Annotated in this window: 21 protein-coding genes; 9 read left to right on the forward strand and 12 right to left on the reverse strand. The window is 64.6% G+C overall.

From position 1 onward, the window contains the following. The first annotated feature begins 106 nt into the window (after positions 1 to 106). Positions 107 to 787, forward strand: coding sequence for a heavy metal response regulator transcription factor (locus AC2CQI_RS11365; RefSeq protein ID WP_075803084.1), 681 nt, complete (start codon positions 107 to 109; stop codon positions 785 to 787). Then, complete coding sequence (locus AC2CQI_RS11370; protein ID WP_075803111.1) at positions 784 to 2,127, forward strand: heavy metal sensor histidine kinase; 1,344 nt, start codon at positions 784 to 786, stop codon at positions 2,125 to 2,127. Before AC2CQI_RS11365 ends, AC2CQI_RS11370 begins: the two co-directional genes overlap by 4 nt. Before the next feature lie 6 nt (positions 2,128 to 2,133). On the opposite strand, the gene AC2CQI_RS11375 is transcribed toward AC2CQI_RS11370, so the two are convergent. From AC2CQI_RS11375 to AC2CQI_RS11385, 3 genes are all read right to left on the reverse strand, one after another. Beyond that, complete coding sequence (locus AC2CQI_RS11375; RefSeq protein ID WP_484580217.1) at positions 2,134 to 3,378, reverse strand: lipoprotein-releasing ABC transporter permease subunit; 1,245 nt, start codon at positions 3,376 to 3,378, stop codon at positions 2,134 to 2,136. 80 nt (positions 3,379 to 3,458) lie between these two features. Then, entirely contained in the window at positions 3,459 to 4,142 is a 684-nt protein-coding gene (gene lolD, locus AC2CQI_RS11380; protein ID WP_178391988.1) for a lipoprotein-releasing ABC transporter ATP-binding protein LolD, read from the reverse strand. 7 nt (positions 4,143 to 4,149) lie between these two features. Then, entirely contained in the window at positions 4,150 to 5,400 is a 1,251-nt protein-coding gene (locus AC2CQI_RS11385) for a lipoprotein-releasing ABC transporter permease subunit (protein ID WP_484580218.1), read from the reverse strand. A gap of 94 nt (positions 5,401 to 5,494) precedes the next feature. On the opposite strand from AC2CQI_RS11385, the gene AC2CQI_RS11390 reads away from it, so the two are divergent. Next, entirely contained in the window at positions 5,495 to 6,082 is a 588-nt protein-coding gene (locus AC2CQI_RS11390) for a PilZ domain-containing protein (RefSeq protein ID WP_075803080.1), read from the forward strand. 37 nt (positions 6,083 to 6,119) lie between these two features. Continuing rightward, positions 6,120 to 6,842 (forward strand): glycerophosphodiester phosphodiesterase, encoded by a 723-nt coding sequence (locus AC2CQI_RS11395; protein WP_484580219.1) that lies wholly within the window; start codon positions 6,120 to 6,122, stop codon positions 6,840 to 6,842. Between the two features lie 42 nt (positions 6,843 to 6,884). Here AC2CQI_RS11395 and sthA read toward each other — a convergent pair whose 3' ends face one another. The 3 genes from sthA to AC2CQI_RS11410 all read right to left on the reverse strand — a co-directional run bounded on the left by sthA (position 6,885) and on the right by AC2CQI_RS11410 (position 11,119). Continuing rightward, complete coding sequence (gene sthA / locus AC2CQI_RS11400) at positions 6,885 to 8,279, reverse strand: Si-specific NAD(P)(+) transhydrogenase (protein ID WP_075803078.1); 1,395 nt, start codon at positions 8,277 to 8,279, stop codon at positions 6,885 to 6,887. A 170-nt stretch (positions 8,280 to 8,449) separates the two neighbouring features. Further along, entirely contained in the window at positions 8,450 to 9,472 is a 1,023-nt protein-coding gene (locus tag AC2CQI_RS11405) for an FAD:protein FMN transferase (protein ID WP_484580220.1), read from the reverse strand. Positions 9,473 to 9,655: 183 nt separating this feature from the next. Continuing rightward, complete coding sequence (locus AC2CQI_RS11410; RefSeq protein ID WP_075803076.1) at positions 9,656 to 11,119, reverse strand: glyceraldehyde-3-phosphate dehydrogenase; 1,464 nt, start codon at positions 11,117 to 11,119, stop codon at positions 9,656 to 9,658. A gap of 169 nt (positions 11,120 to 11,288) precedes the next feature. Between AC2CQI_RS11410 and mfd the strand changes: the two genes are divergently transcribed. The 3 genes from mfd to AC2CQI_RS11425 are packed head-to-tail and all read left to right on the forward strand — an operon-like array spanning position 11,289 to position 18,618. Beyond that, positions 11,289 to 14,738 carry a transcription-repair coupling factor gene (gene mfd / locus AC2CQI_RS11415; protein WP_075803075.1) on the forward strand — a complete coding sequence of 1,150 codons (3,450 nt, stop codon included), beginning with the start codon at positions 11,289 to 11,291 and terminating at the stop codon, positions 14,736 to 14,738. A 10-nt stretch (positions 14,739 to 14,748) separates the two neighbouring features. After that, a complete protein-coding gene (locus AC2CQI_RS11420) occupies positions 14,749 to 15,321 on the forward strand; it encodes a CsiV family protein (RefSeq protein WP_484580221.1) in 573 nt (190 codons plus the stop codon). Positions 15,322 to 15,324: 3 nt separating this feature from the next. Beyond that, on the forward strand, positions 15,325 to 18,618 hold the full coding sequence (locus tag AC2CQI_RS11425; RefSeq protein ID WP_484580222.1) for a DEAD/DEAH box helicase: 3,294 nt from the start codon (positions 15,325 to 15,327) through the stop codon (positions 18,616 to 18,618). 105 nt (positions 18,619 to 18,723) lie between these two features. Here the strand turns inward: AC2CQI_RS11425 and nagZ are convergent, their stop codons facing one another. The 3 genes from nagZ to AC2CQI_RS11440 are packed head-to-tail and all read right to left on the reverse strand — an operon-like array spanning position 18,724 to position 21,030. Next, positions 18,724 to 19,722, reverse strand: a complete 999-nt coding sequence (gene nagZ / locus AC2CQI_RS11430; protein WP_178391989.1) for a beta-N-acetylhexosaminidase — start codon at positions 19,720 to 19,722, stop codon at positions 18,724 to 18,726. A 25-nt stretch (positions 19,723 to 19,747) separates the two neighbouring features. Further along, the gene (locus AC2CQI_RS11435; RefSeq protein ID WP_075803071.1) at positions 19,748 to 20,272 is read right to left on the reverse strand and encodes a L,D-transpeptidase; all 525 of its coding nucleotides are present in this window, start codon (positions 20,270 to 20,272) and stop codon (positions 19,748 to 19,750) included. Positions 20,273 to 20,316: 44 nt separating this feature from the next. Beyond that, on the reverse strand, positions 20,317 to 21,030 hold the full coding sequence (locus AC2CQI_RS11440; protein WP_075803070.1) for a TetR/AcrR family transcriptional regulator: 714 nt from the start codon (positions 21,028 to 21,030) through the stop codon (positions 20,317 to 20,319). A gap of 217 nt (positions 21,031 to 21,247) precedes the next feature. Here AC2CQI_RS11440 and lexA point away from each other — a divergent pair, with 217 nt between their 5' ends. Together lexA and sulA are read left to right on the forward strand one after the other, a co-directional pair. Further along, positions 21,248 to 21,862 carry a transcriptional repressor LexA gene (gene lexA / locus AC2CQI_RS11445; RefSeq protein ID WP_075803069.1) on the forward strand — a complete coding sequence of 205 codons (615 nt, stop codon included), beginning with the start codon at positions 21,248 to 21,250 and terminating at the stop codon, positions 21,860 to 21,862. Positions 21,863 to 21,874: 12 nt separating this feature from the next. Continuing rightward, the gene (gene sulA / locus AC2CQI_RS11450; RefSeq protein WP_484580223.1) at positions 21,875 to 22,348 is read left to right on the forward strand and encodes an SOS-induced cell division inhibitor SulA; all 474 of its coding nucleotides are present in this window, start codon (positions 21,875 to 21,877) and stop codon (positions 22,346 to 22,348) included. Positions 22,349 to 22,415: 67 nt separating this feature from the next. Here the strand turns inward: sulA and AC2CQI_RS11455 are convergent, their stop codons facing one another. The 3 genes from AC2CQI_RS11455 to topA all read right to left on the reverse strand — a co-directional run bounded on the left by AC2CQI_RS11455 (position 22,416) and on the right by topA (position 26,093). Beyond that, the gene (locus AC2CQI_RS11455; RefSeq protein WP_009404620.1) at positions 22,416 to 22,652 is read right to left on the reverse strand and encodes a hypothetical protein; all 237 of its coding nucleotides are present in this window, start codon (positions 22,650 to 22,652) and stop codon (positions 22,416 to 22,418) included. Positions 22,653 to 22,703: 51 nt separating this feature from the next. Then, positions 22,704 to 23,225, reverse strand: a complete 522-nt coding sequence (locus AC2CQI_RS11460) for a DUF6586 family protein (protein WP_075803067.1) — start codon at positions 23,223 to 23,225, stop codon at positions 22,704 to 22,706. 258 nt (positions 23,226 to 23,483) lie between these two features. After that, the gene (gene topA, locus AC2CQI_RS11465) at positions 23,484 to 26,093 is read right to left on the reverse strand and encodes a type I DNA topoisomerase (RefSeq protein WP_075803066.1); all 2,610 of its coding nucleotides are present in this window, start codon (positions 26,091 to 26,093) and stop codon (positions 23,484 to 23,486) included. Positions 26,094 to 26,191: the final 98 nt, after the last annotated feature.

Consider the following 26,191-nt stretch of genomic DNA (forward strand, 5'->3'; position numbering starts at 1 on the left):
GATCGCGCTGGCGCGGACCTGACAAACAGATTACAACTTTGTCAGCTTCGCCCTGCCCTCGCACCGGACAGGTATAACGTTAGCGTCACCCCAAGCCGAGAAACCCATGAAACTGCTGATAGTCGAAGACCAGGCCAAGACCGGCCAGTACCTGCGCCAGGGCCTCAGCGAAGCCGGGTTCAGTACCGAACTGGCCAGCGACGGCGAGACCGGCCAGTTTATGGCCCTGACCGGCGACCACGACCTGCTGATCCTCGATGTGATGCTGCCCGGCCGCGACGGCTGGCAGATTCTCCAGGCGGTGCGCGAGTCCGGGAATGGCGTGCCGGTGCTGTTCCTCACTGCCCGCGATGCCGTCGAGGACCGGGTCCACGGCCTGGAACTGGGCGCCGACGATTACCTGGTCAAGCCCTTCGCCTTCTCCGAACTGCTGGCCCGGGTCCGTACCCTGCTGCGTCGCGGCAGCAATCCGGCGCAGGACACCACCCTGGGCCTGGCCGACCTGCGCCTCGACCTGATCCGCCGCCGGGTCGAACGCGCCGGGCAGCGCCTGGACCTGACCGCCAAGGAGTTCGCCCTGCTCGAACTGTTGCTGCGCCGCCAGGGCGAGGTGCTGCCCAAGTCGCTGATCGCCTCGCAGGTCTGGGACATGAATTTCGACAGCGACACCAATGTCATCGAAGTGGCGATCCGCCGCCTGCGCCTGAAGATCGACGATGCCCACGACAACAAGCTGATCCATACCGTGCGCGGCATGGGCTACGTCCTCGAAGAGCGCCAGGCCTGATGCCGCGCCTGTCCCTCGGCGTTCGCCTCGCCCTGCTCTTCGCCGCCTGCACTGCCGTAGTCTCGCTGATCGCCGGGATTCTCTTCAGCCGCGCCAGCGAGGCGCATTTCGTCGAGCTGGACCAGCAACTGCTGAGCAGCCGCCTGCCGGTGCTGCAACGCCTCCTCGACGGTGTCGACAGCCCGGCGAGCCTCGAACCCCGCCTTGCCGAGCTGAAGGACGAACTGGCCCACCAGACCGACCTTGCCCTGCGCCTGCGCGGCCCCGATGGCAGCCTCTGGTTCGCCAGCCGCAACAACCTGCCGGACAGCAGCGCCCAACCGGGCCTGAGCACCCTGCACGCCGAACATGCCGACTATCGCGCTCTTGGAGTGCCGCTGCCGGGCGTACAACTGACCCTGTTCCTCGATATCACCCACCACCAGCATTTCCTCCAGCGTATGCAGCACCTGATCTGGCTGACCGTCAGCCTCAGCGCCCTGGCTACCGCGCTGCTCGGCGCCTGGGCCGCGCGCAGTGGCTTGCGTCCGCTGCGGCGCATGGGCGAAGTGGCCGCCGGCGTGTCCGCACGCTCCCTGACCACGCGCCTGCCCGTCGAACAGATGCCCGTGGAACTGGCGGAACTGGCCGCCAGCATGAACGCCATGCTGGAACGCCTGGACGACGCCTTCCAACGGCTTTCGGCGTTCTCGGCGGATATCGCCCATGAACTGCGCACACCACTGTCCAACCTGCTGACCCACACCCAGGTCACCCTGACCCGCCCGCGCAGTCTCGACGAGTACCGCGAGGCGCTGCACGGCAACCTGGAAGAGCTGCAATGGATGGCGCAGATGGTCAACGACATGCTTTACCTGGCCAAGGCCGACCACGGCCTGCTAATGCCCAATCGCGAGCCGCTGGCGCTGCACGGGGAAGTGGATGCCTTGCTGGAGTACTACGGCGCGCTGGCCGAGGAGACGGGCGTCGGCTTGAGCCGCAGCGGCATAGCGACCCTTGCCGGTGACCGCCATATGCTGCGGCGGGCACTGTCCAACCTGCTGGACAACGCCCTGCGCTTCACCCCGGCGAACGGGGAGATCAGGGTCGGTATCGAGGAAAGCGGCGGGGAAATCCGCCTGGAAGTGGCCAATCGCGGCGAGCCGATCGATGCGGCGCAGTTGCCGCGCCTGTTCGACCGCTTCTACCGTGCCGACCCGGCGCGTCGGGCCGGGAGCAGCGAACATGCCGGCCTGGGCCTGGCGATCACCCGCTCCATCGTCCACGCCCATGGCGGCAGCATCCGCGCGGAATCGGCGGCGGGCTGGACCCGATTCATCATCGAACTGCCCACCGCCTGATCGGGCTTACTCGTAACGCAGGGCCATCGCCGGCTCGACCTGCGAGGCACGCCAGGCCGGGTAGATGGTAGCGAGGAAGCTCATCACCAGGCCTGCCGTACAGATCAGCGCCACATCGCCCCATTGCAGTTCCGACGGCAGCGAGCTGATGAAGTACACGTCGGAGGTGAAGATATGCTGGCCGCTGACCCGCTCGATCCAGCCCACCACATCACTGACATTGAGCGCCAGCAGCACGCCCAGCACACCGCCGATCAGGGTTCCGACCACGCCGATCAGCGAGCCCTGGACCATGAAGGTGCCCATGATCTGCCCTGGCGTGGCGCCGATGGTGCGCAGGATGGCGATATCCGCGCCCTTGTCGTTCACCACCATGATCAGGGTGGCGATGATATTGAACGCCGCCACCGCGATGATCATCAGCAGCAACAGGCCGATCATGGTCTTTTCCATCTTCATCGCGCTGAACAGGCTGCCCTGGGTGTGGGTCCAGTCATCGGCGCGGTAGCCGTCGCCGAGGCTGCCGGCGATGGCGCCGGAGACCGTCGGCGCGGCGTACAGGTCCTTGATCTTCAGGCGCACGCTCTGCACCTGGTTTGGCTCCCAGCGCTGCATCTGCGCGGCATCGGCCACATGGATCATGGCCATGGAGCCGTCCAGCTCGGCGCCGACCTTGAAGATCCCGACCACGTTCAAACGCTGCATGCGCGGGGTGATGCCGCCCGGCTCGTTGCTCACTTCCGGGACGATCAGGGTCAGCTTGTCACCGACATTCAGGCGGAAGCGCCGCGCGGTGATCTCGCCGATGACCACGCCAAACTCGCCGGGCTTCAGGTCTTCCAGGCTGCCCTGGACGATATGCTGGGTGACGATCGAGACCTTGCCTTCCTGGGCCGGGTCGATGCCGCTGATCTGGATCGGCTGCATCGACCCCTTGTAGGAGAGCATGCCCTCCATTTCGGTGAAGGGCACCGCAGCCAGCACCTCGGGGTTCTTCAGGGCGGCGGCGGCCACCGGCTGCCAGTCGTCCAGGGGCTTGACCCCGACGATCATGGCGTGGGGCACCATGCCGAGGATGCGCGAGCTCATTTCGCGCTGGAAGCCGTTCATCACCGAGAGCACGGTGATCATCGCCAGCACGCCCAGGGACAGGCCGATCATCGAGGTCATGGAGATGAACGAGATGAAGTGGTTGCGGCGCTTGGCGCGGGTGTAGCGGGCGCCGATGAAAATGGACAAGGGTCTGAACATGAAGTGATGCACCCAGGCAAGGAAAACGACCAGGGCGCCCGGCTATGGCACGGGCGCCCGCCACGAGTCAGATCGACGCTTCAGATTGAAACCAGGCGCCCCTCTTCCAGGCGCAGCACACGGTCCATCTGGCGGGCCAGGTTGAGGTCATGGGTCACCACCAGGAAGGCGGTCTGCGACGAGGTGCTCAGCTCGCGCATCAGGTCCTGGATGCCCTGGGCGGTGTGCTGGTCGAGGTTGCCGGTGGGCTCGTCGAGCATCACCAGGCCGGGACGGTTGACCAGCGCCCGGGCGATCGCCACGCGCTGGCGTTCGCCGCCGGACAGCTCGGCCGGCTTGTGACTCAGGCGGTGGCCGAGGCCGACGCGCTTGAGCAGGGCCTCGGCACGCTCGCGGGCTTCCGGGATCGCGGTGCGGCCGATCAGCAGCGGCATGCACACGTTCTCCAGGGCAGTAAACTCCGGCAGCAGGTGGTGGAACTGGTAGACGAAGCCCAGCGCGCGGTTGCGCAGCAGGCCGCGGGCACGCTCGCCGAGGGCCGACAGCTCCTCGCCGGCCAGCCACACGCTGCCCTGGCTCGGGGTGTCCAGGCCGCCCAGCAGGTTGAGCAAGGTACTCTTGCCCGAACCCGAGCTGCCGACGATGGCCACGCGCTCGCCGGGGAACAGTTCCAGTTGCAGGTTCGACAGCACCTGCACCGACTCCGGGCCTTCCTCATAGGATTTGCCCAGGTTGCGGCAACTCAGTACGGCTTTATCACTCATGCCCAACTCACTCATAACGAAGCGCCTCCGCAGGCTGGGTGCGTGCCGCACGCCAGGCCGGATACAGGGTGGCGAGGAAACTCAGGACCAGCGCCGCGCCGCAGACCATCCACACGTCCTCGGCCATGATCCGGGACGGCAAGTAGTCGATGAAGTAGACGTCGGCGTTGAGGAATTTGTGGCCGATCAGGGTTTCCAGACCGGCGATGGCGGCGCTGACGTTCAGGGCCGCGAGGATGCCGACCACGGCGCCGATGGCTGTGCCAAGCACGCCGATGATGGTGCCCTGGACCATGAAGATCGCCATGATCTGCCGTGGTGTGGAACCCAGGGTGCGCAGGATGGCGATATCGCCGCGCTTGTCGTTCACCACCATGACCAGGGTGGAAATGATGTTGAACGCCGCGACCGCGACGATCAGCAGCAGAAGCAGGCCGATCATCGCCTTTTCCATGCGGATCGCCTGGTACAGGTTGCCGTAGCTGCGGGTCCAGTCGCGGGCGTAGAACTCCTGGTCGCCCAGCTGGCGGGCAATGTTGTAGGCATTGCGCGGGGCCTGGAACAGGTCGTCGAACTTCAGGCGCAGGCCCTGGACCTGGTCCGGCTTCCAGCGGTGCAGGCGCGACAGGTCGGCGATGTTGGTCAGGCCCAGGTAGCCGTCGATTTCCCCGGCGCCGACATGGAAGGTGCCGACCACGGTGAAGCGCTTCATGCGCGGGAACATGCCGGCGGGGGTCACGGTGACCTCGGGGGCGACGAAGGTCAGCTTGTCGCCGATGCCCACGCCGAGCTTGGTCGCTGCCTTGTCGCCGATCATGATGCCGAAATCGCCCGGCGCCAGGTCCTCGAGGCGACCCTGCTGGATGAAGTCGCCGATAATCGAAACCTTGCGCTCCTGCGCCGGGTCAATACCGTTGAGCAGGACCTTCTGTACCTTGCCGTCGTGGGTCAGCAGGCCCTGCATCTGGGTAAAGGGCGCGACATCGAGCACCGAGGGATTCTGCTTTACTTTGTCGGCAAGGGCCGGCCAGTCGCCCAGCGGCTGCCCGGTCTCGAGGGTGGCGTGAGGGACCATGCCGAGGACGCGGGTACGCATCTCGTGGTCGAAGCCGTTCATGACCGAGAGCACCACGATCATCACCACCACGCCAAGGGCGAGGCCGATCATCGAGGTCAGGGAAATGAACGAGACGAAGTGGTTGCGACGCTTGGCACGGGTGTAGCGCGTGCCGATGTAGACGAAAAGAGGTCTGAACATGTCGGGGCTTGTTCGGATGAAAGAGGAACGTCCTTGTGGCGGGGTCAGGACAGCGGATTTACACTCAGACCACCGCCGTAACCATGGGTTCGCCATGTCGACATTAGATGAAGAAGATCGCCGCGAATACTACCGTATCGAGGATAGGATCGCACTGGAAATTAGCCCGCTGAGCGCGGCGGACGCCCTTGGCACAGACTTGTTGCAGGATGATTCACCGCTCTTCAATCTGCTCAGTGAACTGCACCTGAGCGAGTTCGAATCCCAGCACCTGCTGCGCCAGCTGAGCGAGAAGGACCGTACCCTCGCCGCCTTCCTCAAGGCCCAGAACAAACGCATCGACCTGCTTAGCGCGGTGCTCGCGCAAACCCTGATCGGCGAGGTCGGCGCGCCGCAGCCGGTGAAGCTGTCCGAGGGCGGCGTCGAGTTCAACAGTGCCGCGGCCTTCGACCCCGGCAGCCGCGTCGCCCTGAAGATGGTGCTGATGCCGCGTGCCTCCGGCCTGCTCCTGCGCGGCAAGGTCACCCACTGCGATAAACAGGCCGACGGCAGCTACGAGATCGGCACCGAATTCACCGACATGAGCGATGCGCAGCGCCAGTTGCTGGCCCGCTACATCCTGCAACGGCAGCAACAGCAACGCCGCCAGGCCCTGGAACAGACTGACCCGCCGGCCTCCTGAATCCCGGTTCTCCGTTTTTATCATTGAAGGAACAAACGTGACGCAGATCTACGGCCATCGCGGCGCCAAGGGCGAAGCCCCGGAAAACACCCTGACCAGCTTCCAGCAGTGCCTGCAGCACGGCGTGCGACGCTGCGAACTCGACCTGCACCTGTCGGCCGACAACGAGCTGATGGTGATCCATGACCCGACCCTGAAACGCACCACCGGCCGCCGTGGCAAGGTGGTGGAACATCCGGCCGCCGACCTGGTGACCTACGACGCGCGCAAGGGTGGCCCGGGCTGGGTGCAGCCCTGCCCTATCCCGCGGCTTGAAGAGCTGTTCGAGAAATGCCCGTTCGAGCACTGGCAACTGGAGGTCAAGAGCGCCTCGCGGACCCGTGCGGCGACCACCGTGCTGGCGATTCGCGAAATGGCCCAGCGTTTCGGCCTGCTGGACAAGGTCACCATCACCTCCAGTTCCCGCGAAGTGCTGGGCGCCGCCCAGGAACTGGTACCGGACATTTCCCGCGGCCTGGTGGCGGAATATGCCTGGCTCGACCCGCTGAAGGTCGCGCAGAACTATGGCTGTGAATTGCTTGCGCTGAACTGGACGCACTGCAGCCCCGAGCGCCTGATGAAAGCTCAGCGCCAGGGGCTGCATGTGTCGGTGTGGACGGTCAACGAACCGGCGCTGATGCGCCGGCTCGCCGACTTCGGCGTAGACAGCCTGATTACAGACTTTCCCGGTTTGGCCACTGCCACCCTCGGGAATCGCTGAAATCGATCTCCCCGGCCGGCTCAGGCCACCGGCCGGAGCCGCTCAAAAAAGCCGGTTCAGGCCGTCATAGGCCGCTACCCGATAGGCTTCGGCCATGGTCGGGTAGTTGAAGGTGGTGTTGACGAAATACTTGAGGGTATTGCGCTCACCCGGCTGGTCCATGATCGCCTGGCCGATATGCACGATCTCCGAAGCCTGGTAGCCGAAGCAGTGCACGCCGAGGATCTCCAGGGTTTCGCGGTGGAACAGGATCTTCAGCATGCCTTGCGGCTCGCCGGCGATCTGCGCCCGGGCCATGCTCTTGAAGAAGGCCTTGCCCACTTCATACGGCACCTTGGCCTGGGTCAGTTCCTGCTCGTTCTTGCCGATCGAGCTGATCTCCGGAATGGTGTAGATCCCGGTCGGCACGTCGTTGACGAAGCGCCAGCTGCCGTTGTCGACGATGCTGCCGGCGGCGGAGCGACCCTGGTCGTGGGCGGCACTGGCCAGGCTCGGCCAGCCGATCACGTCACCGGCACCGTAGATGTTCGGCACCTGGGTGCGGTAGGCCTCGTCGACCTCGATCTGGCCACGGCTGTTGACCTTGATGCCGATGTTCTCCAGGCCCAGCTTGTCGGTGTTGCCGGTGCGGCCGTTGCACCACAGCAAGGCGTCGGCCTTGATCTTCTTGCCCGACTTCAGGTGCAGGATCACACCGTTGTCCACACCCTCGACGCGCTCGTACTCTTCGTTGTGGCGCACGGTGATGTTGTTGTTGCTGAAGTGGTAGCTCAGGGCCTGGGAGATTTCCGAGTCGAGGAAGCTCAGCAGCTGGCCGCGGTTGTCCACCAGTTCCACCAGCACACCCAGGCCGCTGAAGATCGACGCGTATTCGCAACCGATCACCCCGGCGCCGTAGATGATCAGCTTGCGCGGGGTGTGGCCGAGGCTGAGGATGGTGTCGCTATCGTAGATACGCGGGTGGTGGAAATCGATATCGGCCGGGCGATACGGACGCGAACCGGTGGCGATGATGATGTGCTTGGCCACCAGCTTCTCGACCACGCCGTTGGCGCAGACCACTTCCACGGTCTGCTCGTCGGCGAAGCTGCCGGTGCCGACGAACACGTCGACGCGGTTACGGGCGTAGTAGCCGGTGCGCGAAGCGACCTGCTTGGAGATGACCTTCTCGGCGCTTTTCAGCACGTCGGGGAAGGAGAACCAGCGCGGCTCACCAATGGCCCGGAACATCGGGTTGGTGTTGAACTGCATGATCTGGCGCACCGAGTGACGCAGGGCCTTGGACGGGATGGTGCCCAGATGGGTGCAGTTGCCGCCGACCTGGCGACGGCTATCGACCATCGCGACCTTGCGTCCTGCTTTGGCAGCATTCATTGCCGCCCCTTCTCCTGCCGGGCCGGAACCCAGCACCACTACGTCGTAGTTGTAGACAGCCATGCGTACTCCTTCAGAACAGGCCCGGGCGCCACATCGGCGACCGGGGCATCATGGCGCACGGTTGGACGCCATGAAAAAATTCGGGTGCAGTCTAATCAAGCTTGAACGGCGCGCACATTAACCCTTGGTCGCGTCGTAGGCTATTTTTCTCTGCACTACATGCAAGACATTCATTCTTCGTTTTTACCTGCGCCCTTACCGACGATCCGCTCGAAGGCCGGGGTCACACGGGCGACAAAACCACTATCGGCACGGATCACGAAAACCGCAGGCAGATTCTGCGTCACGGCGAATTCCCAGCCCTGCTCCGGCCCGAGGATCAGCAACAGGGTGGAGTAACCATCGGCCACCAGTGCCGAGGCATCGAATACCGTCACCGCCGCCAGGGCATGAGCGATTGGCCGGCCGAGACGAGCATCGAAGGTATGGGAAAAGCGCTGGCCATTTTCCTCGAAATAGTTGCGGTAGTCACCCGACGTCGAGATGCCCAGCCCGTCGATACTGAGGATCTGCTCGGCGATCTGGCGGTCTTCCCGCGGCCATTCCAGGGCTACGCGCCAGGCGCTGCCATCGGGTTTGCGGCCGAGCGCCTTGAGTTCGCCGGTGACTTCCACCAGCAGGCTGTCGATACCCAGGCCGCGCAGGCGCTCGACGATGCGGTCGACGCTGTAGCCGGCGGCGATGCTGTCGAAGTCCAGCTCCAGGGCGATGTCCTTGCACAGTTGCTCGCCTTCGATGCGCAGGTGGCCCTGGCCGACGCGCTGGCGGACTTCGGCCAGGCGCTCGGCACTGGGGACTTTTTCTTCACGGGACTGCGGGCCGAAGCCCCAGAGGTCCATCAGCGGTTCGACGCTGAGGTCGTAGGCGCCACCGCTTTCGCGCCAGAGGGTTTCGCCCAGGCGCACCAGCTTGAGCACGTCAGCGGGCATGGGCTGGCAGCTGTTGGCGGGCAGGCGGTTGAAACGGGCGACCTTGGAGTCGTTGCGGTAGGTGGAGAAGTGCTGGTCGATCCCGGCGAGGATGCTTTCGATCTCTTGCTTGACCTGGCTGGCGTCCGGGCCGGAGGCGGGCGGGACGTATTGCACTGTCCAGGTGCTGCCCATGGTAGGGCCGGTGAGGCGCTCGACCGGGTCGGGCTTGCTGCAGCCGGTCAGGATGAACAGGGCACAGAGGGTGCTCAGGATTGGTTTCAAACTGCTCCTCCTGTAGCGGTCTTCAGGGCCCTATCGCTGGCAAGCCAGCTCCCACAGGTCCAGCGGTGCACACGATACCTGTGGGAGCTGGCTTGCCAGCGATGAGGCCCGAAAGAACAAAACAAAACTCCAAAAAAAACGGGAACCCTGAGGCTCCCGTTCTTTCTCAACGCACCCGCAAGCTTAGCGCGGGAACGCAGGCGGGTTCACACCAGCCATGTCTTCCATCACGCGCACTACCTGGCAGCTGTAACCGAATTCGTTGTCGTACCAGACGTACAGGACAACACGGTTTTCGTTGCAGATGGTGGCTTCGGCGTCAACCACACCGGCGTGGCGCGAACCGACGAAGTCGGTCGATACCACTTCCTGGCTGCTCACGTAGTCGATCTGCTTGTGCAGGTCGGAATGCATGGCGGTCTGGCGCAGGTACTCGTTCAGCTCTTCGCGAGTAGTGGCCTTTTCCAGGTTCAGGTTGAGGATCGCCATGGAGACGTTCGGCGTCGGAACGCGGATGGCGTTGCCGGTCAGCTTGCCCTTCAGCACTGGCAGTGCCTTGGCGGCTGCGGTGGCGGCGCCGGTCTCGGTGATGACCATGTTCAGCGGCGCGGCACGGCCGCGACGGCTGCCCTTGTGGAAGTTGTCGATCAGGTTCTGGTCGTTGGTGAACGAGTGAACGGTTTCGACGTGGCCGTTGACGATGCCGTACTGGTCATTCAGCGCCTTCAGCACCGGCACGATGGCGTTGGTGGTGCAGGAAGCGGCGGAGATGATCTTGTCGTCAGCGGTGATTTCACCGTGGTTGATACCGTGCACGATGTTCTTCAGCGCGCCCTTGCCAGGTGCGGTGAGGATCACGCGGGCAGCGCCCGGGCAGGCCAGGTGCTGGCCCAGGCCCTCGGCGTCACGCCATACGCCGGTGTTGTCGACGATCAGGGCGTTGTCGATGCCGTACTGGGTGTAGTCGACTTCGCTCGGCGCCTTGGCGTAGATCACCTGGATCAGGTTGCCGTTGGCGGTGATGGTGTTGTTCTCTTCATCGACGGTGATGGTGCCGTCGAACGGGCCGTGAACCGAGTCACGACGCAGCAGGCTGGCACGCTTGATCAGGTCGTTGGTCGCGCCCTTGCGCACGACGATGGCGCGCAGGCGCAGGCCGTCGCCCCCACCGGTCTTCTCGATCAGGATGCGCGCCAGCAGGCGGCCGATGCGGCCGAAACCGTACAGGACGACATCGGTGCCCTTGCGTGCGGAAGCGTTCTGCTGACCGACCACTTCGGCCAGCTCTTCACGCACGAACTGCTCGGCGCTGCGGCCGTTGCCTTCGAGCTTGAACTTGTTGGCCAGCTTGCCCAGGTCGACCGAAGCGGCGCCCAGTTTCAGCTCGCTCATGGCCTTGAGCAGGGGGAATGTCTCGTGGACGGACAGTTCGGTTTCGTCGCTCTGGCGATGACGGGCAAAGCGGTGCGCTTTGAGGATCGAGATCACCGAACGGTTGATCAGGCTGCGGCCATAGATCGAGCTCACCACGTTGTTATTGCGGTAGAGCTGACCGATAAGCGGGATCATCGCTTCTGCAAGCGCTTCACGATCGATCCACTCACCAAGACACTGGTCGGGCTTCTGAGTCACGGGAACCTTCCACATGTAGGGACAGAAAAAAGGGGCTACATTATGCCGCCGTGCCGCGCTTGGAGCAATGAGCGCCTGTCGCCCCTGCCCCAACGTGCCAATTTGCGCGCCACAAGCCTTACCCCACGGGCGTCGGACCGGTACAATCGGTCTCTTTGTCGCAACGCTTGGAGCTCGACCTCCCGTGCCAGTTCTGCGTCTACCGCACCTTCCGGCCACCGCCGGCAAACAAACCTGGGGCAACCTGCCCGGCGCCGCCCTGAGCCTGGCCATCGCCGAGGCTGCCAGCGCCGCCAAACGCTTCACCCTGCTGCTCACCGCCGACAGCCAGAGCGCCGACCGGCTGGAGCAGGAGCTGCGCTTCTTCGCGCCGGAGCTGGCGGTGTTGCCCTTCCCCGACTGGGAAACCCTGCCCTACGACCTGTTCTCGCCACACCAGGACATCATCTCGCAGCGGATCGCCAGCCTGTATCGCCTGCCGGAGCTGAACCACGGCATCCTCGTGGTGCCGATCACCACGGCCCTGCACCGCCTGGCGCCGACCAGTTTCCTGCTGGGCAGCAGCCTGGTCCTGGATATCGGCCAGAAGCTCGACGTCGAGCAGATGCGCACGCGCCTGGAGGCCAGCGGCTACCGCTGCGTCGACACCGTCTACGAGCATGGCGAGTTCGCCGTGCGCGGCGCCCTGATCGACCTGTTCCCCATGGGCAGCAAGCTGCCCTACCGCATCGATCTGTTCGACGACGAGATCGAGACCCTGCGCACCTTCGACCCGGAAACCCAGCGCTCCATCGACAAGGTCGAATCGGTGCGCCTGCTGCCGGCGCGGGAATTCCCCTTGCAGAAGGAGGCCGTGACCCGCTTCAAGGCACGCTTCCGCGAACGCTTCGACGTCGACTTCCGCCGCAGCCCGATCTTCCAGGACCTCACCAGCGGCATCATCCCCGCCGGCATCGAGTACTACCTGCCGCTGTTCTTCGAAGATACCTCGACCCTGTTCGACTACCTGCCCCAGGACACCCAGGTGTTTTCCCTGCCGGGCGTGGAGCAGGCCGCCGAGCACTTCTGGAACGACGTGCGCGGGCGCTACGACGAGCGCCGCATCGACCCGAACCGGCCGCTGCTGCCGCCGGCCGAGCTGTTCCTGCCGGTGGAGGACTGCTTCGCCAGGCTCAAGGGCTGGCCGCGTATCGTGGTCAGCGCCGATGACGTGGAAGCCGGCGCCGGCCGCGAGCGCTTCGCCGCGCAGAAACTGCCGAACCTGGCCATCGAGGCCAAGGCCAGCCAGCCGCTGGCCGCGCTCTCGGCGTTCCTCGACCAGTTCCCCGGCCGCGTGCTGTTCACCGCTGAATCGGCGGGGCGCCGCGAAGTCCTGCTGGAGCTGCTGGAACGCCTGAAACTGCGCCCGCAGACCGTGGAAAGCTGGCTCGACTTCGTCACCGGCAAGGACCGCCTGGCGATCACCATCGCCCCGCTGGACGACGGCCTGGTCCTGGAAGACCCGGCCCTGGCCCTGGTCGCCGAAAGCCCGCTGTTCGGCCAGCGCGTGATGCAGCGCCGGCGCCGCGAGAAGCGCAGCGATGCCAGCAACGACGCGGTGATCAAGAACCTCACCGAGCTGCGCGAAGGCGCCCCGGTGGTGCATATCGACCACGGTGTCGGCCGTTACCTGGGCCTGGCGACCCTGGAGATCGACAACCAGGCCGCCGAATTCCTCACCCTGGAATACGCCGAGGGCGCCAAGCTCTACGTGCCGGTGGCCAACCTGCACCTGATCGCCCGCTACACCGGCAGCGACGATGCCCTCGCCCCGCTGCACCGCCTCGGCTCCGAGACCTGGCAGAAGGCCAAGCGCAAGGCCGCCGAGCAGGTTCGCGACGTGGCCGCCGAACTCCTCGACATCTACGCCCGCCGCGCCGCGCGCAAGGGCTACGCCTTTGCCGACCCGAGCGCCGACTACGCCGCCTTCAGCGCCGGCTTCCCCTTCGAGGAAACCCCGGACCAGCAGAACGCCATCGAAGCCGTGCGCGAAGACATGCTCGCGGCCAAGCCGATGGACCGCCTGGTCTGCGGCGACGTCGGCTTCGGCAAGACCGAAGTGGCCATGCGCGCCGCCTTCATCGCCGTGCACAGCGGGCGCCAGGTGGCCATCCTGGTGCCCACCACCCTGCTCGCCCAGCAGCACTACAACAGCTTCCGCGACCGCTTCGCCGACTGGCCGGTGAGCGTCGAAGTGATGAGCCGCTTCAAGTCGGCCAAGGAAGTCAGCAGCGCCATGGTCGAGCTGGCCGAGGGCAAGATCGATATCGTCATCGGCACCCACAAGCTGCTGCAGGACGACGTCAAGTTCAAGGACCTGGGCCTGGTCATCATCGACGAGGAACACCGTTTCGGCGTGCGCCAGAAGGAGCAGCTTAAGGCCCTGCGCAGCGAAGTCGACATCCTCACCCTGACCGCCACGCCGATCCCGCGCACCCTGAACATGGCGGTGTCGGGCATGCGCGACCTGTCGATCATCGCCACCCCGCCGGCGCGCCGGCTGTCGGTGCGCACCTTCGTCATGGAGCAGAACAAGAGCACCATCAAGGAGGCGCTGCTGCGCGAGCTGTTGCGCGGCGGCCAGGTCTACTACCTGCACAACGATGTGAAGAGCATCGAGAAATGCGCCGCCGACCTCGCCGAACTGGTGCCCGAGGCGCGGATCGGCATCGGCCACGGGCAGATGCGCGAGCGTGAACTCGAGCAGGTGATGAGCGATTTCTACCACAAGCGCTTCAACGTGCTGATCGCCTCGACCATCATCGAGACCGGCATCGACGTGCCGAGCGCCAACACCATCATCATCGAGCGCGCCGACAAGTTCGGCCTGGCCCAGTTGCACCAGTTGCGCGGCCGGGTCGGACGCAGCCACCACCAGGCCTACGCCTACCTGCTGACGCCGCCGCGCCAGCAGATCAGCGCCGATGCGGAGAAGCGCCTGGAAGCCATCGCCAACACCCAGGACCTCGGCGCCGGCTTTGTCCTCGCCACCAACGACCTGGAGATCCGCGGCGCCGGCGAGCTGCTCGGCGAAGGCCAGAGCGGGCAGATCCAGGCGGTCGGCTTCACCCTCTACATGGAAATGCTCGAGCGGGCGGTCAAGGCGATTCGCAAGGGCACCCAGCCGAACCTCGACCAGCCGCTGGGCGGTGGTCCGGAGATCAACCTGCGCCTGCCGGCACTGATTCCCGAAGACTACCTGCCCGACGTGCATGCGCGCCTGATCCTCTACAAGCGCATCGCCTCGGCGGTGGACGAAGACGGCCTCAACGACCTGCAAGTGGAAATGATCGACCGTTTCGGCCTGCTCCCCGAGCCGACCAAGAACCTGATCCGCCTGACCCTGCTCAAGTTGCAGGCGGAAAAACTCGGGATCAAGAAGGTCGATGCCGGCCCGCAAGGCGGCAAGATCGAATTCGAAAGCGAGACCCCGGTCGATCCGCTGGTGCTGATCAAGCTGATCCAGGGCCAGCCCAAGCGCTACAAGTTCGAAGGCGCCACGCAATTCAGGTTCATGGTGCCCATGGAGCGCGCCGATGAACGATTCTCGACACTGGAAGCGCTGTTCGAGCGCCTGACACCGCAAACCGCGTAAAGGAAGATCCATGCGTGCCATTCGCAACCTCACCCTGCTGCTGGCGCTGGTCGCGCCGGCGGCCTTCGCCGACAGCCAGTACCTGGTGGAAATGATCCTGGTACGGCAGAACGCCGTGCCGGCCATCACCAGCCAGTTCGCTCCGGAAGACTGGCGCAACGGCGCTGCGCCGATTGCGCAATACGATGTGCGCCAGCCGATCCTCGACAAGGAAGTGGCCGCCCTGTCCGCCGACAGCCAGTACACCGTGCTCGCGCACAAAGCCTGGCAGCAGAGCGTTGGCAGCGGCGAATCGAAGGTCGCCATCAGTGACGGCCAGGAGCAGTTCGGGCATTTCCCCATCGAGGGCAACCTGAGCCTGAGCGAAGCGCGCTTCATCAATGTCGAGGCGAATTTCTGGGTCAACCAGTTCGACGCCAACGGCGGCGTGCTTCAGAGCGAAGCCTTCCGCCAGGTCAACAGGAACGTGAAGAGCGCGGAGCTGACCTTCCTCGATGGCGGGCACCTGGCGCTGCTGGTGAAGATCCGCAAGGTGGGCGCGCCGGCCAGCCCTCCGCCTGATCCTGAAATGATGGAGCAATAAGGCATGGCCCATCTGCTCGACCTGCTGCTCGGAAGCAGGACGTGGGAGGGCGAATTCAGCCCCCGGGTACTGCAACGCGGGCTCGATTACGCCAGGCAACAACGCGTACGCATCGTCAAGGTCGAGGACGGCACGATCCACGCGACCTGCGAGGGCTCGGGCGACAACCGCTACCGGCAGACGATCGCCATCAAACCGATGGGCGCCGACGGATACAGGCTGGATAGCGAGTGCACCTGCCCGGTGGGCTACGACTGCAAGCATTGCGCGGCGGTGATCTTCTGGGCCCAGGATCACCTCGAACCCTCGGGCGAGAGGCTGACCGCAGACCTCGAATCCTGGCTGGGCAAGCTGGAAAAGCCCGCGCCGGGCAGCACCGATCAGCAGCGGCCAGACAGCCAGGGCCGCGGGCTCTACTACTTCATCCACTTCGATGAAGAGATCTTCTGCCTGAAGATCCGCAAAGGTACGCGCCAGCCCAATGGGCACCTGCAGTTCGCCAACCTGCGCTCGATCCCCGAACTGCTGTTCCAGCCGCCCAAATACGTCACCCCCGAAGACCGGCAGATTCTCCTGCACCTCAACCGCAAGCAGCGATTCTGGAGCATGACCTTCCCCCTCGACGAGAAGCACGACAGCGAGGTGTTCCAGCAAGCGCTGGACACCGGGCGCCTGATGTTCGACGAAGGCATGCGCCCGGTGACCCAAGGCCCGATCCTCGACGCCGAGTTCCGCTGGGTACGCCAGAAGAACGGCCACTACTGGGGCGTCTGGCATCACGGCGATGAACCCGTCCGCAGGGTCCTGCCACTGCAACCGCTGTACTGGTTCGATATCACCATCATGCAGGCCGGCCTGCTGCGGCACAACCTGGACCCCTACGTTGCTCAGCAACTGACCGAGGCCCCGGACGTACCGGAACCCCTGGTAGCCCAGCTTAGCCATCGCCTCGCCGCCCTTAACAAGGCGCTGCCGACACCCGCCAAGCTGCGCGAGGAAACCCTGGACGACATCCCGCCCGTCGCCCACCTGATCCTCGGCAGCCACGAATTCAGTGCGTATGCGCCGAAGAGCGGGCGCATGCAGCGCCAACTGCAACACCGCGCCGCACTGTCGTTCAATTACGACGGCCTGCGCACCAGCAGCAACAAGCCGCTGAGCCGTTTCATCGACGGCGTCACCCAGCATATCCAGCGCGACCCGCAGGCCGAGCAAGCGTTGCGCAAGGTCTTGAAGGACTGGGGCTTCAAGGTCGCCACCCGGCAAAGCAAGGCCCTCCCGGAAAGCGCCGGCGAGCTCCTGCTGCTCGACACCGACCAGCAATGGCTGGACTTCTCCCGCGAGGGCCTGCCGGCCCTGCGCAAGGCCGGCTGGGAGCTGGAGATCCACGCCGACTTCGCCTTCAACCTGCAGGAAGTGGACGACTGGTACGCCGATATCGAGGAAAACGCCGGGCACCAGTGGTTCGACCTGGAGCTGGGCATCGTGGTCAATGGCGAGCGCCACAGCCTGTTGCCGATCCTCCTGCACCTGCTGCGCAGCAATCCGGAACTGCTGCGCGCCAGCGAGCTGGCCAAGCGCGGCGACCACGAATTCCTGCTGATCGACCTCAACCGCCATCGCCTGGGCGCCACCGCCGCCCGGGTCGCCCTGCCCTATGGGCGGATCAAGACGCTGATGGCGACCCTCGGCGAGCTCTACCTCACCGAACACGACGGCCCCAGCCTGCGCCTGGCCGCCCCGGACGCGGCGCGCCTAAGCAACCTTTCCGATATCTCCCTGAGCTGGCAGGGCGGCGAGCGCCTGCGTGACTTCGCCTCGCGCCTGAAAAGCGCGCCCTATACCGAAGTCCAGGCGCCGGACGGCCTGAACGCAACGCTGCGGCCTTACCAACTGGAAGGCCTGAGCTGGTTGCAGACCCTGCGCGACCTGGAAGTCGGCGGCCTGCTCGGCGACGACATGGGCCTGGGCAAGACCCTTCAGACCCTCAGCCATGTGCTGGCGGAAAAGAACGCCGGCCGCCTGAAAAGCCCGGCGCTGGCAGTGATGCCCACCAGCCTGATCCCCAACTGGCAGGACGAAGCCGCGCGCTTCACCCCGCAGCTCAAGGTCATCGCCCTGCACGGCGCCGGGCGCAACCGGTATTTTTCCGACCTGCGCGACTACGACCTGGTCCTCACCACCTATGCCCTGCTGCCGCGGGATCTCGCCAACTTCACCCCGATCGACTGGCATCTGCTGATCCTCGACGAAGCGCAGAACATCAAGAACGCCAGCAGCAAGGCCGCCCAGGCGGCGCGCGAACTGAAGGCCAACCAGCGGCTGTGCCTGACCGGCACGCCGATGGAAAACAACCTCGGCGAGCTGTGGTCGATCTTCCACTTCCTCCTGCCCGGCTGGCTGGGCGACAGCAAGACCTTCGCCCGCGACTACCGCACGCCCATCGAGAAGCATGGCGATGGCGAGCGCATGAGCCACCTGGCGGCGCGGATCCGCCCGTTCCTCCTGCGCCGGACCAAGGAACAGGTCGCCACCGAACTGCCGGCCAAGAGCGAGATCACCCACTGGGTCGATCTCAGCGACGCCCAGCGCGACACCTACGAAACCGTGCGGGTGGCGATGGACAGCAAGGTCCGCGCCGAGATCACCCGCAACGGCGCGGCGCGCAGCCAGATCGTCATCCTCGAAGCGCTGCTCAAGCTGCGCCAGGTCTGCTGCGACCTGCGCCTGGTGGCCAATGCCGTGGTCAAGGGCCCGCAGTCGGACAAAGGCAAGCTCGGCAGCCTGATGGACATGCTCGACGACCTGCTCAAGGAAGGCCGCAAGATCCTCCTGTTCTCCCAGTTCACCTCGATGCTCGCGCTGATCGAGGAAGAGCTGGCGAAACGCAAGATCCGTTACAGCCTGCTGACCGGCGACACCAAGGACCGGCGCACACCGGTGCAACAGTTCCAGAACGGCGATACCCCGCTGTTCCTGATCAGCCTCAAGGCCGGCGGCACCGGGCTCAACCTGACCGCCGCCGATACCGTGATCCACTACGACCCCTGGTGGAACCCGGCCACGGAAAACCAGGCCACCGACCGTGCGTATCGCATCGGCCAGGACAAGCCGGTATTCGTCTACAAGCTGATCACCCGGGGCACGGTGGAAGAAAAGATCCAGCAGTTGCAGAAGGACAAGGCCGCGCTGGCGGCGGGGCTGCTGGAGGGCAACGAGGCGGGCCAGTGGAAGCTGGCGGCGGATGATATCGAGGCGTTGTTCTCGCCGTTGCCGGAGCAGCAGAAAACCCGTTGATTTCGAAGGCCTCATCGCTGGCAAGCCAGCTCCCACAAGGTTCGGCGGCGCCGCGGACACTGTGGGAGCTGGCTTGCCAGCGATGAGGCCCTGAAACTCAATGCATCAATCGACCAGTTGCGCCTGCTTCAAAGCCCCCAGCGCCTCCAGCCAGCGCGGTTGCTCACGATAATCGGTGCGGGCGAAGCCCTGCCCGCGCATCCGCGCAATCCGCGGCGACGGCCTGACGTTCATCCGCTGCGCGGCACTCAACGCCAGCTCGGCCGCGGCGCGATCGTTGCACACCAGTCCCATATCGCAACCGGCACTCAGCGCCGCCTCGATCCGGCTAGCCGCATCGCCCACCACATGGGCCCCGGCCATGGACAGGTCATCACTGAAGATCACCCCGTCGAAGCCCAGTTCACCGCGCAGGATTTCCTGCAACCAACGGCGGGAGAAGCCGGCGGGTTGATTGTCGATCTGTGGATAAATGACGTGGGCAGGCATGACCGCCGCGAGCTGCCCACTGAGGCGGGTGAACGGCACCAGGTCGGCAGCACGGATCTGCTCCAGGCTGCGCTCGTCGGTGGGAATGGCGACATGGGAGTCGGCCTCGGCCCAGCCGTGACCGGGGAAGTGCTTGCCGCACGCCGCCATGCCGGCGGCGTTCATGCCGCGAATAAAGGCACCCGCCAGCGCCGTGGCGCGCTGCGGATCGCCCTCGAAGGCGCGGCTGCCGACCACGGCGCTGCGCTGGTGATCCAGGTCCAGCACCGGGGCGAAACTGAGGTCCAGGCCCACGGCCAGCACTTCGGTCGCCATCAGCCAGCCGCACTGTTCGGCCAGATATTCGGCGTTGTCATTGTCGGCAATGGCGCGCATCGCCGGCAGGCGCACGAAGCCCTGGCGCAGGCGCTGGACGCGACCGCCTTCCTGGTCTACGGCGAGAATCAGGTCCGGGCGGATGGCGCGAATGGACGCGCTCAGCTCGCGCACCTGGCGCGGGCTGTCGATATTGCGGGCGAAGATGATCAGGCCGGCCACTTCGGGCTGGCGCAGGAGATGGCGGTCTTCGGCGGTCAGCCGGGTACCGGCGATATCCACCATCAGGGAGCCTTGCAGGCGACAGGCAGTCATAAACGATCCTTCAAGTCAGGGGCGCGCCGGCCCACTGCGGGCAGGCGGCTTCTTCGATACGAACCGGGCAATGCGCCGGGACCCGGTCGAACAGGTCCATCAGGTCGGCATTGCGCAGGCGAATGCAGCCATGGGACAACGGCACGCCCATGGGTTCCGTGTCCGGCGTGCCGTGCAGATAGATGTAGCGGCGGAAGGTATCGACCGGCCCCAGGCGATTGTGGCCGGGCTCGCAACCGCTGAGCCAGAGTATGCGCGTCAGGATCCAGTCACGACCGGGAAATTGTGCGTGGAGTTCGGTGGTCCAGGTCTCGCCGGTCCAGCGCCGCCCGCGCAGCACCGCACCTTGCGGCAGGCCCGCACCGATCTTCGCGCGGACCTGGTGCAGGCCACGCGGCGTGCAGCCGGAACCGTTGCGTTCACCCGGACCATTGAGCGCCGTTGACACCGGCAGACGCACGACCAGACGCCCTTGGGCGAACCCGTAAAGGCATTGATCGGCAAGGGAAATATGCAGCAGATCGAGAGTAGACATGGGGCGCTAGCTTAGCCGAAGCCAGGCGTCGCGCCCAGTCGCGATCAGGCCTTGGCAGGCGCCGGCGCGCTGCCCGACTTGCTGCGCGGACGCAGTTGCGCGGCCGCCATGGCCTCGTCGGTGACCCCGCTGTCGGCACGCATGCCGGCGGCGAGGAACGGCACCATCAGGCGCATGACCTGTTCGATGGAGGTGTTGATGCCGAAATCGGTCTCGGCGATCGCCCGCAACGCCTTGATCCCGGACATGCTGAACGCCGCGGCACCGAGCATGAAGTGCACGCGCCAGAACAGTTCGATCGGGGGAATACGCGGGGCCGCTTCGTTGACCAACAGCATGTAGCGGCGGAATACCTTGCCGTACATGTCTTCCAGATAGCGCCGCAGGTGGCCCTGGCTCTCGCTGAAGGCCAGGCCCAGCAGGCGCATGAAGATGGACAGGTCGTTGCCGCTGCGCGGCTGCACCACCAGGGCTTGCTCCACCAGCATCTCGAGGAGTTCCTCGAGGCTCGGCTTCTGCTCGGGCCGCGCCTGGCGCCGGTCCAGCTCACGCTCGAGGCTCTGGCAGAACGGCCCGAGGAAACGCGAGAAGACCGCCTGGATCAGCGCCTTCTTCGAACCGAAGTGATAGTTGACCGCCGCCAGGTTGACCCCGGCCTTGCTGGTGATCAGGCGCAGCGAGGTTTCGGCGAAGCCTTTTTCCGCGAACAGCTGCTCGGCAGCATCGAGGATGCGTTCGACGGTTTCCGATTGGGCCATGAAAATGATCTACCTGACAAACAGTTGTTTGAAACATACGTTTCATCGGCGTGACTGTCAAGTCAGGGGCGTTATTAGATCACAGCTTCAAGCCGCAAGCTGCAAGCTGCAAGACGTGCGCGGCGTGCTTTTTCTTGCCGCTTGAAGCTTGAAGCTTGCAGCTGCCAACCTACTGTATATAATCCCAGTCACTGTATAAAAAGACAGAGCCATCGACATGCTAAAACTGACGCCCCGCCAAGCTGAGATTCTGGCTTTTATCAAGCGCTGCCTCGAAGCCAACGGCTTCCCGCCAACCCGCGCGGAGATCGCCCAGGAACTGGGCTTCAAGTCCCCCAACGCCGCCGAGGAGCACCTCAAGGCCCTGGCCCGCAAGGGCGCCATCGAGATGACTCCGGGTGCCTCCCGCGGCATCCGCATTCCCGGCTTCGAAGCCCGACCACAGCAGGATGAAAGCACCCTGCCGATCATCGGTCGCGTCGCCGCCGGTGCACCGATCCTCGCCGAGCAGCACATCGAGGAATCCTGCGCCATCAACCCGTCCTTCTTCCATCCCCGCGCCGACTACCTGTTGCGCGTGCACGGCATGAGCATGAAGGACGTCGGCATCTACGACGGCGACCTGCTCGCCGTACACACCGCCCGCGAAGCACGCAATGGGCAGATCGTCGTAGCCCGCCTGGGTGACGAGGTCACGGTCAAGCGCTTCAAACGTGAAGGCAGCAAGGTTTGGCTGATCGCGGAAAATCCCGAATTCGCCCCCATCGAGGTCAACCTGAAGGAACAGGACCTGGTGATCGAGGGGTTGAGCGTCGGCGTCATTCGCCGGTAACCAGGAGGCGTCATGCAGTTTACCCACACACCACAGCAAGCACAGTTACCCCTGTTCGAGGCATTCCTGGCCCAGCCAGCCCTGCCCGGACTGAAAGCGGAAAAACCCGCGCGCGTCAGTAATGAGCCGCAGGTCTTCAGCGAGTTGTCTTTCCGTGGTGCGCTGGAGCACTGCCAGAACCTGCTGGCGCCGGTCCTGCGCGAACTGAGCGAAGAAGACGATAACCGCTGGCTGACCCTGATCGCCCCGCCGGCCAGCCTGACCCAGGCCTGGCTGCGGGACGCGGGACTGAACCGCGAGCGCATCCTGATCCTGCAGCCGCGGGGCAACCAGAGCGCCTTGCAACTGGCCTGCGACGCCCTGCGCCTGGGCCGCAGCCACACCGTGGTGAGCTGGCTGACTCCGCTGGGCAGCGCAGCACGGCAACAACTGACCCGTGCTGGCAACGCCGGCAGCGCGCAGAGCCTCAATATCCGTTTGGGTTGATACTCGATTTAACCGCAAGCACCCGCCGAACATCCGGCTTCCTCATTGCGAGGAAGCCCGGCCAGTCTCAGTGAAGGACGCGTGGTCCTTCGTCTTCCCGCTCGATCTCACCTTCCACCAGACGCCCCGCCATCTGCACACCAACGCTCAGCATGGCCTTGGCCACCTCGACATGCTGGCCCTGCAGGAACGCCTTGGCGTCTTCGGAAAAACTCAAGGTGACCAGGGAACCCTCGTCCTCGGCACGGCGCAGTTCGATGCGGCCGTCTGGCAATTCGACAATTTCTAGAAAGGACGTGGGCATATCAGAACAGGTCTCCAGGAAAGGGCGATATTGTAACAGTGCCGGTCACAATCAGCACTCACTGAGGCCCTCGCGGAAACGCACGGTCAGTTTCTTCAGATTCTGCCGCCATTCTTCCAGTTCTTCCCGGGACAGCGGGGCTACAGCGGGTTCGTCGAGGCTCACAGCCTGAATCAGCGGCTGGGTGACATCGCCCTTGGGCGCCTTGTGGGCGACCGGCGGTTTGAACAAATCGGAATAAGCTCTCAACAAACGCGCCAGCCAGGTCTCCGGTTGCTGGGCCAGCTCGACCAGTTCGGCCATTTCCGGGATGGCGATGCTTTCCAGCACCTCAGGGGTCAGCAATTGCTCGGCGCGGGAAGCATTGGCCTGCGGCAGGCGGTAGAAACCGGCGATCTCATGGCACAGCCCCAGCAGCGCACCGTACAGATGGAACAGCGCCGACTCCCGCTCGGCCTGGACCAGCGCCTGGGCATTCATCGCCCGGCTTTCCTGCGCCTTGCCAAGACCTTCAAGGGCCAGGCCGGCGAAGAAAATTTTCTGATTGGTGCGGGTGTAGAGTTCCTGGGCCATTGAGGCGCTCTCCGATAGGGCTGCGGGGCGGGGTCTGTCAGTTTCGGGGAAGCTTCTGCCCTGTGCAAGGATCTGTAAGCTTTTTCGTACTTTCGGGCCTCATCGCTGGCAAGCCAGCTCCCACAGGTTCTCCAGCGCCCTCAAGAGCGACGCGGTACCTGTGGGAGCTGGCTTGCCAGCGATAGGGCCCGAGAGAACAAACAAAAAGGCCGCGCCTGACATCGTCAGCCGCGGCCCCTGAACTACCCGCCGAAGCGCTTAGCGCTTGTCTTCGACCTTCCACGCCTTGCCGTCGTAGAACGCACGCCAGCCTGTCGGCTTGCCGTCCACTTCGGTCTGCACATACTGCTCCTTGGTCTTGCGGCTGTAGCGAATCACTGCCGGACGACCTTCAGGATCCTTCTGCGGCGCATCACAGAGGAAGTGGTACTTCGGATCGATCTCATGCTTGTGCGGGATGATTTCCAGCACCAGCGGCGCACGGGTCTCGCGGTTTTTCGGGAACTGGCTGGCGGCCAGGAACAGACCCGAAGCACCATCACGCAGCACATAGGTGTCGTTGACCTTCTCGCACTTGAGCTCCGGCATGTCCACCTTGTCCATCTTTGGTGGCGCCGCCTCGCCGCTCTTGAGCAGCTTGCGGGTGTTCTTGCACTCGGGGTTGGTGCAGCCGAAGAACTTGCCGAAGCGGCCGGTCTTGAGCTGCATCTCGCTGCCGCACTTGTCGCACTCCAGGCTCGGCCCTTCGTAGCCCTTGATCCGGTAGTTGCCTTCCTCGATCTCGTAGCCGACGCAATCCGGGTTGTTGCCGCAGATATGCAGCTTGTGCTTCTCGTCCAGCAGGTAGGCATCCATCGCCGTCGCGCAGATCGGGCAGCGATGCTTGCCCAGCAGCACGCGGGATTCGGACTCGCCCTCGTCGTCCGCGGCGATCTCATCGCCCGGCACCAGGTTGACCGTGGCCTTGCAACGCTCCTTCGGCGGCAGGCTGTAGCCCGAGCAGCCGAGGAACACGCCGGTGGAGGCGGTACGGATCATCATGTGCCGGCCACATTCCTTGCACGGAATGTCGGTCGGGGTCGGCTGGTTGGCACGCATGCCGTCTTCGCTGGACTCGGCGGCCTGCAGCTTCTTGCTGAAGTCGCCATAGAACTCGTCCAGTACATTCTTCCAGTCACGCTCGCCCTGGGCGACGTCGTCGAGGTTCTCTTCCATGCCGGCGGTGAAGCCGTAGTCCATCAGGTTGGAGAAGCTCTCGGAGAGGCGCTCGGTGACGATGTCGCCCATCTTCTCGGAGTAGAAGCGGCGGTTGTGCAACGTCACATAGCCGCGGTCCTGGATGGTGGAAATGATCGCGGCGTAGGTCGACGGACGACCGATACCGCGTTTTTCCATTTCCTTGACCAGGCTGGCTTCGGAGTAACGCGCCGGCGGCTTGGTGAAGTGCTGGCTCGGATCCAGCTGGACCAGCTTGAGCACTTCGCCTTGGGTCATTTCCGGCAGGACATCGTCCTCGCCCGGCTTGCTCTGCTGCGGCAGCACGCGGGTGTAACCGTCGAACTTGAGGATGCGGCCCTTGGCACGCAGCTCGAAGTCGCCAGCGTTGACGCTGACGGTGGTCGACAGGTATTGCGCGGCCGGCATCTGGCAGGCCAGGAACTGGCGCCAGATCAGCTCGTACAGCCGCTCGGCATCACGCTCCATGCCGCTGAGCTTGCTCGGGTGGGTGTTGACGTCGGAAGGACGGATCGCTTCGTGCGCTTCCTGGGCGCCTTCCTTGCTGCCGTAGACGATCGGCGCTTCCGGCAGGTACTTCTTGCCGAACTCGCTCTCGATGTAGCTGCGCGCCATTTCCACGGCGTCGGTCGAAAGGTTGGTCGAGTCGGTACGCATGTAGGTGATGTAGCCGGCCTCGTAGAGACGCTGGGCCATCATCATGGTCTTCTTCACGCCGAAGCCGAGACGGTTGCTCGCCGCCTGCTGCAGGGTCGAAGTGATGAACGGCGCCGACGGCTTGGAGCTGGTCGGGCGGTCTTCGCGCTTGGCCACGGTGTAGCTGGACGCCTTGAGCTTCTCCAGCGCGGCCATGGCCTGGGCTTCGTTCAGCGGCTTGAAGGCCTCGCCCTTCTCCCGGGCCACGTCGAAGCGCACCTTGGCGTTCTTCGCGGTCCCGAGGTCAGCGTGGATCTCCCAGTATTCCTCGGGGATGAAGGCACGGATCTCGCGCTCGCGCTCGACCACCAGCTTCACTGCCACCGATTGCACCCGGCCAGCGGACAGGCCGCGGGCGATCTTCGACCAGAGCAGCGGCGAGACCATGTAGCCCACCACGCGGTCGAGGAAGCGCCGCGCCTGCTGGGCGTTGACCCGATCGATATCGAGATCGCCCGGCTGCGAGAAGGCCTCCTGGATGGCCTTCTTGGTGATTTCGTTGAACACCACGCGCTTGTAGCGGCTGTCGTCACCCCCGATGGCTTCGCGCAGGTGCCAGGCAATGGCTTCCCCTTCGCGGTCCAAGTCGGTAGCGAGATAGATGGTGTCGGCATCCTTGGCCAGTCGACGCAATTCGTCGATGACCTTCTCCTTGCCCGGGAGGATTTCGTACTTGGCTTTCCAGCCGTGATCCGGGTCCACGCCCATGCGCGCTACCAGCTGCTTGCGCGCCTTTTCCTTGGGCGACAGCGCCGGCGCTTCACCGGCGGTCTTGCCGCGCTTGGCGGCAGGTTCCTTGGTGGCACTGGCCGAACCACTGGTGGGCAGGTCGCGGATATGGCCGATACTCGACTTCACCACGTACTGGTTGCCCAGGTACTTGTTGATGGTCTTGGCCTTGGCCGGGGATTCCACAATGACCAGCGATTTGCCCATGGATCGGAAAATTCCTGAATATCGAAATAAAAAACACGTCAGGCACCTGACGCGGCACCGCTATATATAGTGGCTATAGAATGAGGTCAAGCGCGGGA

The sequence above is a fragment of the Pseudomonas sp. P2S-1 genome (genome assembly GCF_057197725.1).

Coding starts and splice junctions, on each gene's coding strand:
- AC2CQI_RS11365 (WP_075803084.1), top strand. CDS start 107: ATGAAACTGCTGATAGTCGAAGACCAGGCCAAGACCGGCCAGTACCTG.
- AC2CQI_RS11375 (WP_484580217.1), bottom strand. CDS start 3,378: ATGTTCAGACCCTTGTCCATTTTCATCGGCGCCCGCTACACCCGCGCC.
- lolD (WP_178391988.1), bottom strand. CDS start 4,142: ATGAGTGATAAAGCCGTACTGAGTTGCCGCAACCTGGGCAAATCCTAT.
- AC2CQI_RS11385 (WP_484580218.1), bottom strand. CDS start 5,400: ATGTTCAGACCTCTTTTCGTCTACATCGGCACGCGCTACACCCGTGCC.
- AC2CQI_RS11390 (WP_075803080.1), top strand. CDS start 5,495: ATGTCGACATTAGATGAAGAAGATCGCCGCGAATACTACCGTATCGAG.
- sthA (WP_075803078.1), bottom strand. CDS start 8,279: ATGGCTGTCTACAACTACGACGTAGTGGTGCTGGGTTCCGGCCCGGCA.
- AC2CQI_RS11410 (WP_075803076.1), bottom strand. CDS start 11,119: ATGTGGAAGGTTCCCGTGACTCAGAAGCCCGACCAGTGTCTTGGTGAG.
- AC2CQI_RS11420 (WP_484580221.1), top strand. CDS start 14,749: ATGCGTGCCATTCGCAACCTCACCCTGCTGCTGGCGCTGGTCGCGCCG.
- AC2CQI_RS11425 (WP_484580222.1), top strand. CDS start 15,325: ATGGCCCATCTGCTCGACCTGCTGCTCGGAAGCAGGACGTGGGAGGGC.
- AC2CQI_RS11435 (WP_075803071.1), bottom strand. CDS start 20,272: ATGTCTACTCTCGATCTGCTGCATATTTCCCTTGCCGATCAATGCCTT.
- AC2CQI_RS11440 (WP_075803070.1), bottom strand. CDS start 21,030: ATGGCCCAATCGGAAACCGTCGAACGCATCCTCGATGCTGCCGAGCAG.
- lexA (WP_075803069.1), top strand. CDS start 21,248: ATGCTAAAACTGACGCCCCGCCAAGCTGAGATTCTGGCTTTTATCAAG.
- sulA (WP_484580223.1), top strand. CDS start 21,875: ATGCAGTTTACCCACACACCACAGCAAGCACAGTTACCCCTGTTCGAG.
- AC2CQI_RS11455 (WP_009404620.1), bottom strand. CDS start 22,652: ATGCCCACGTCCTTTCTAGAAATTGTCGAATTGCCAGACGGCCGCATC.
- AC2CQI_RS11460 (WP_075803067.1), bottom strand. CDS start 23,225: ATGGCCCAGGAACTCTACACCCGCACCAATCAGAAAATTTTCTTCGCC.
- topA (WP_075803066.1), bottom strand. CDS start 26,093: ATGGGCAAATCGCTGGTCATTGTGGAATCCCCGGCCAAGGCCAAGACC.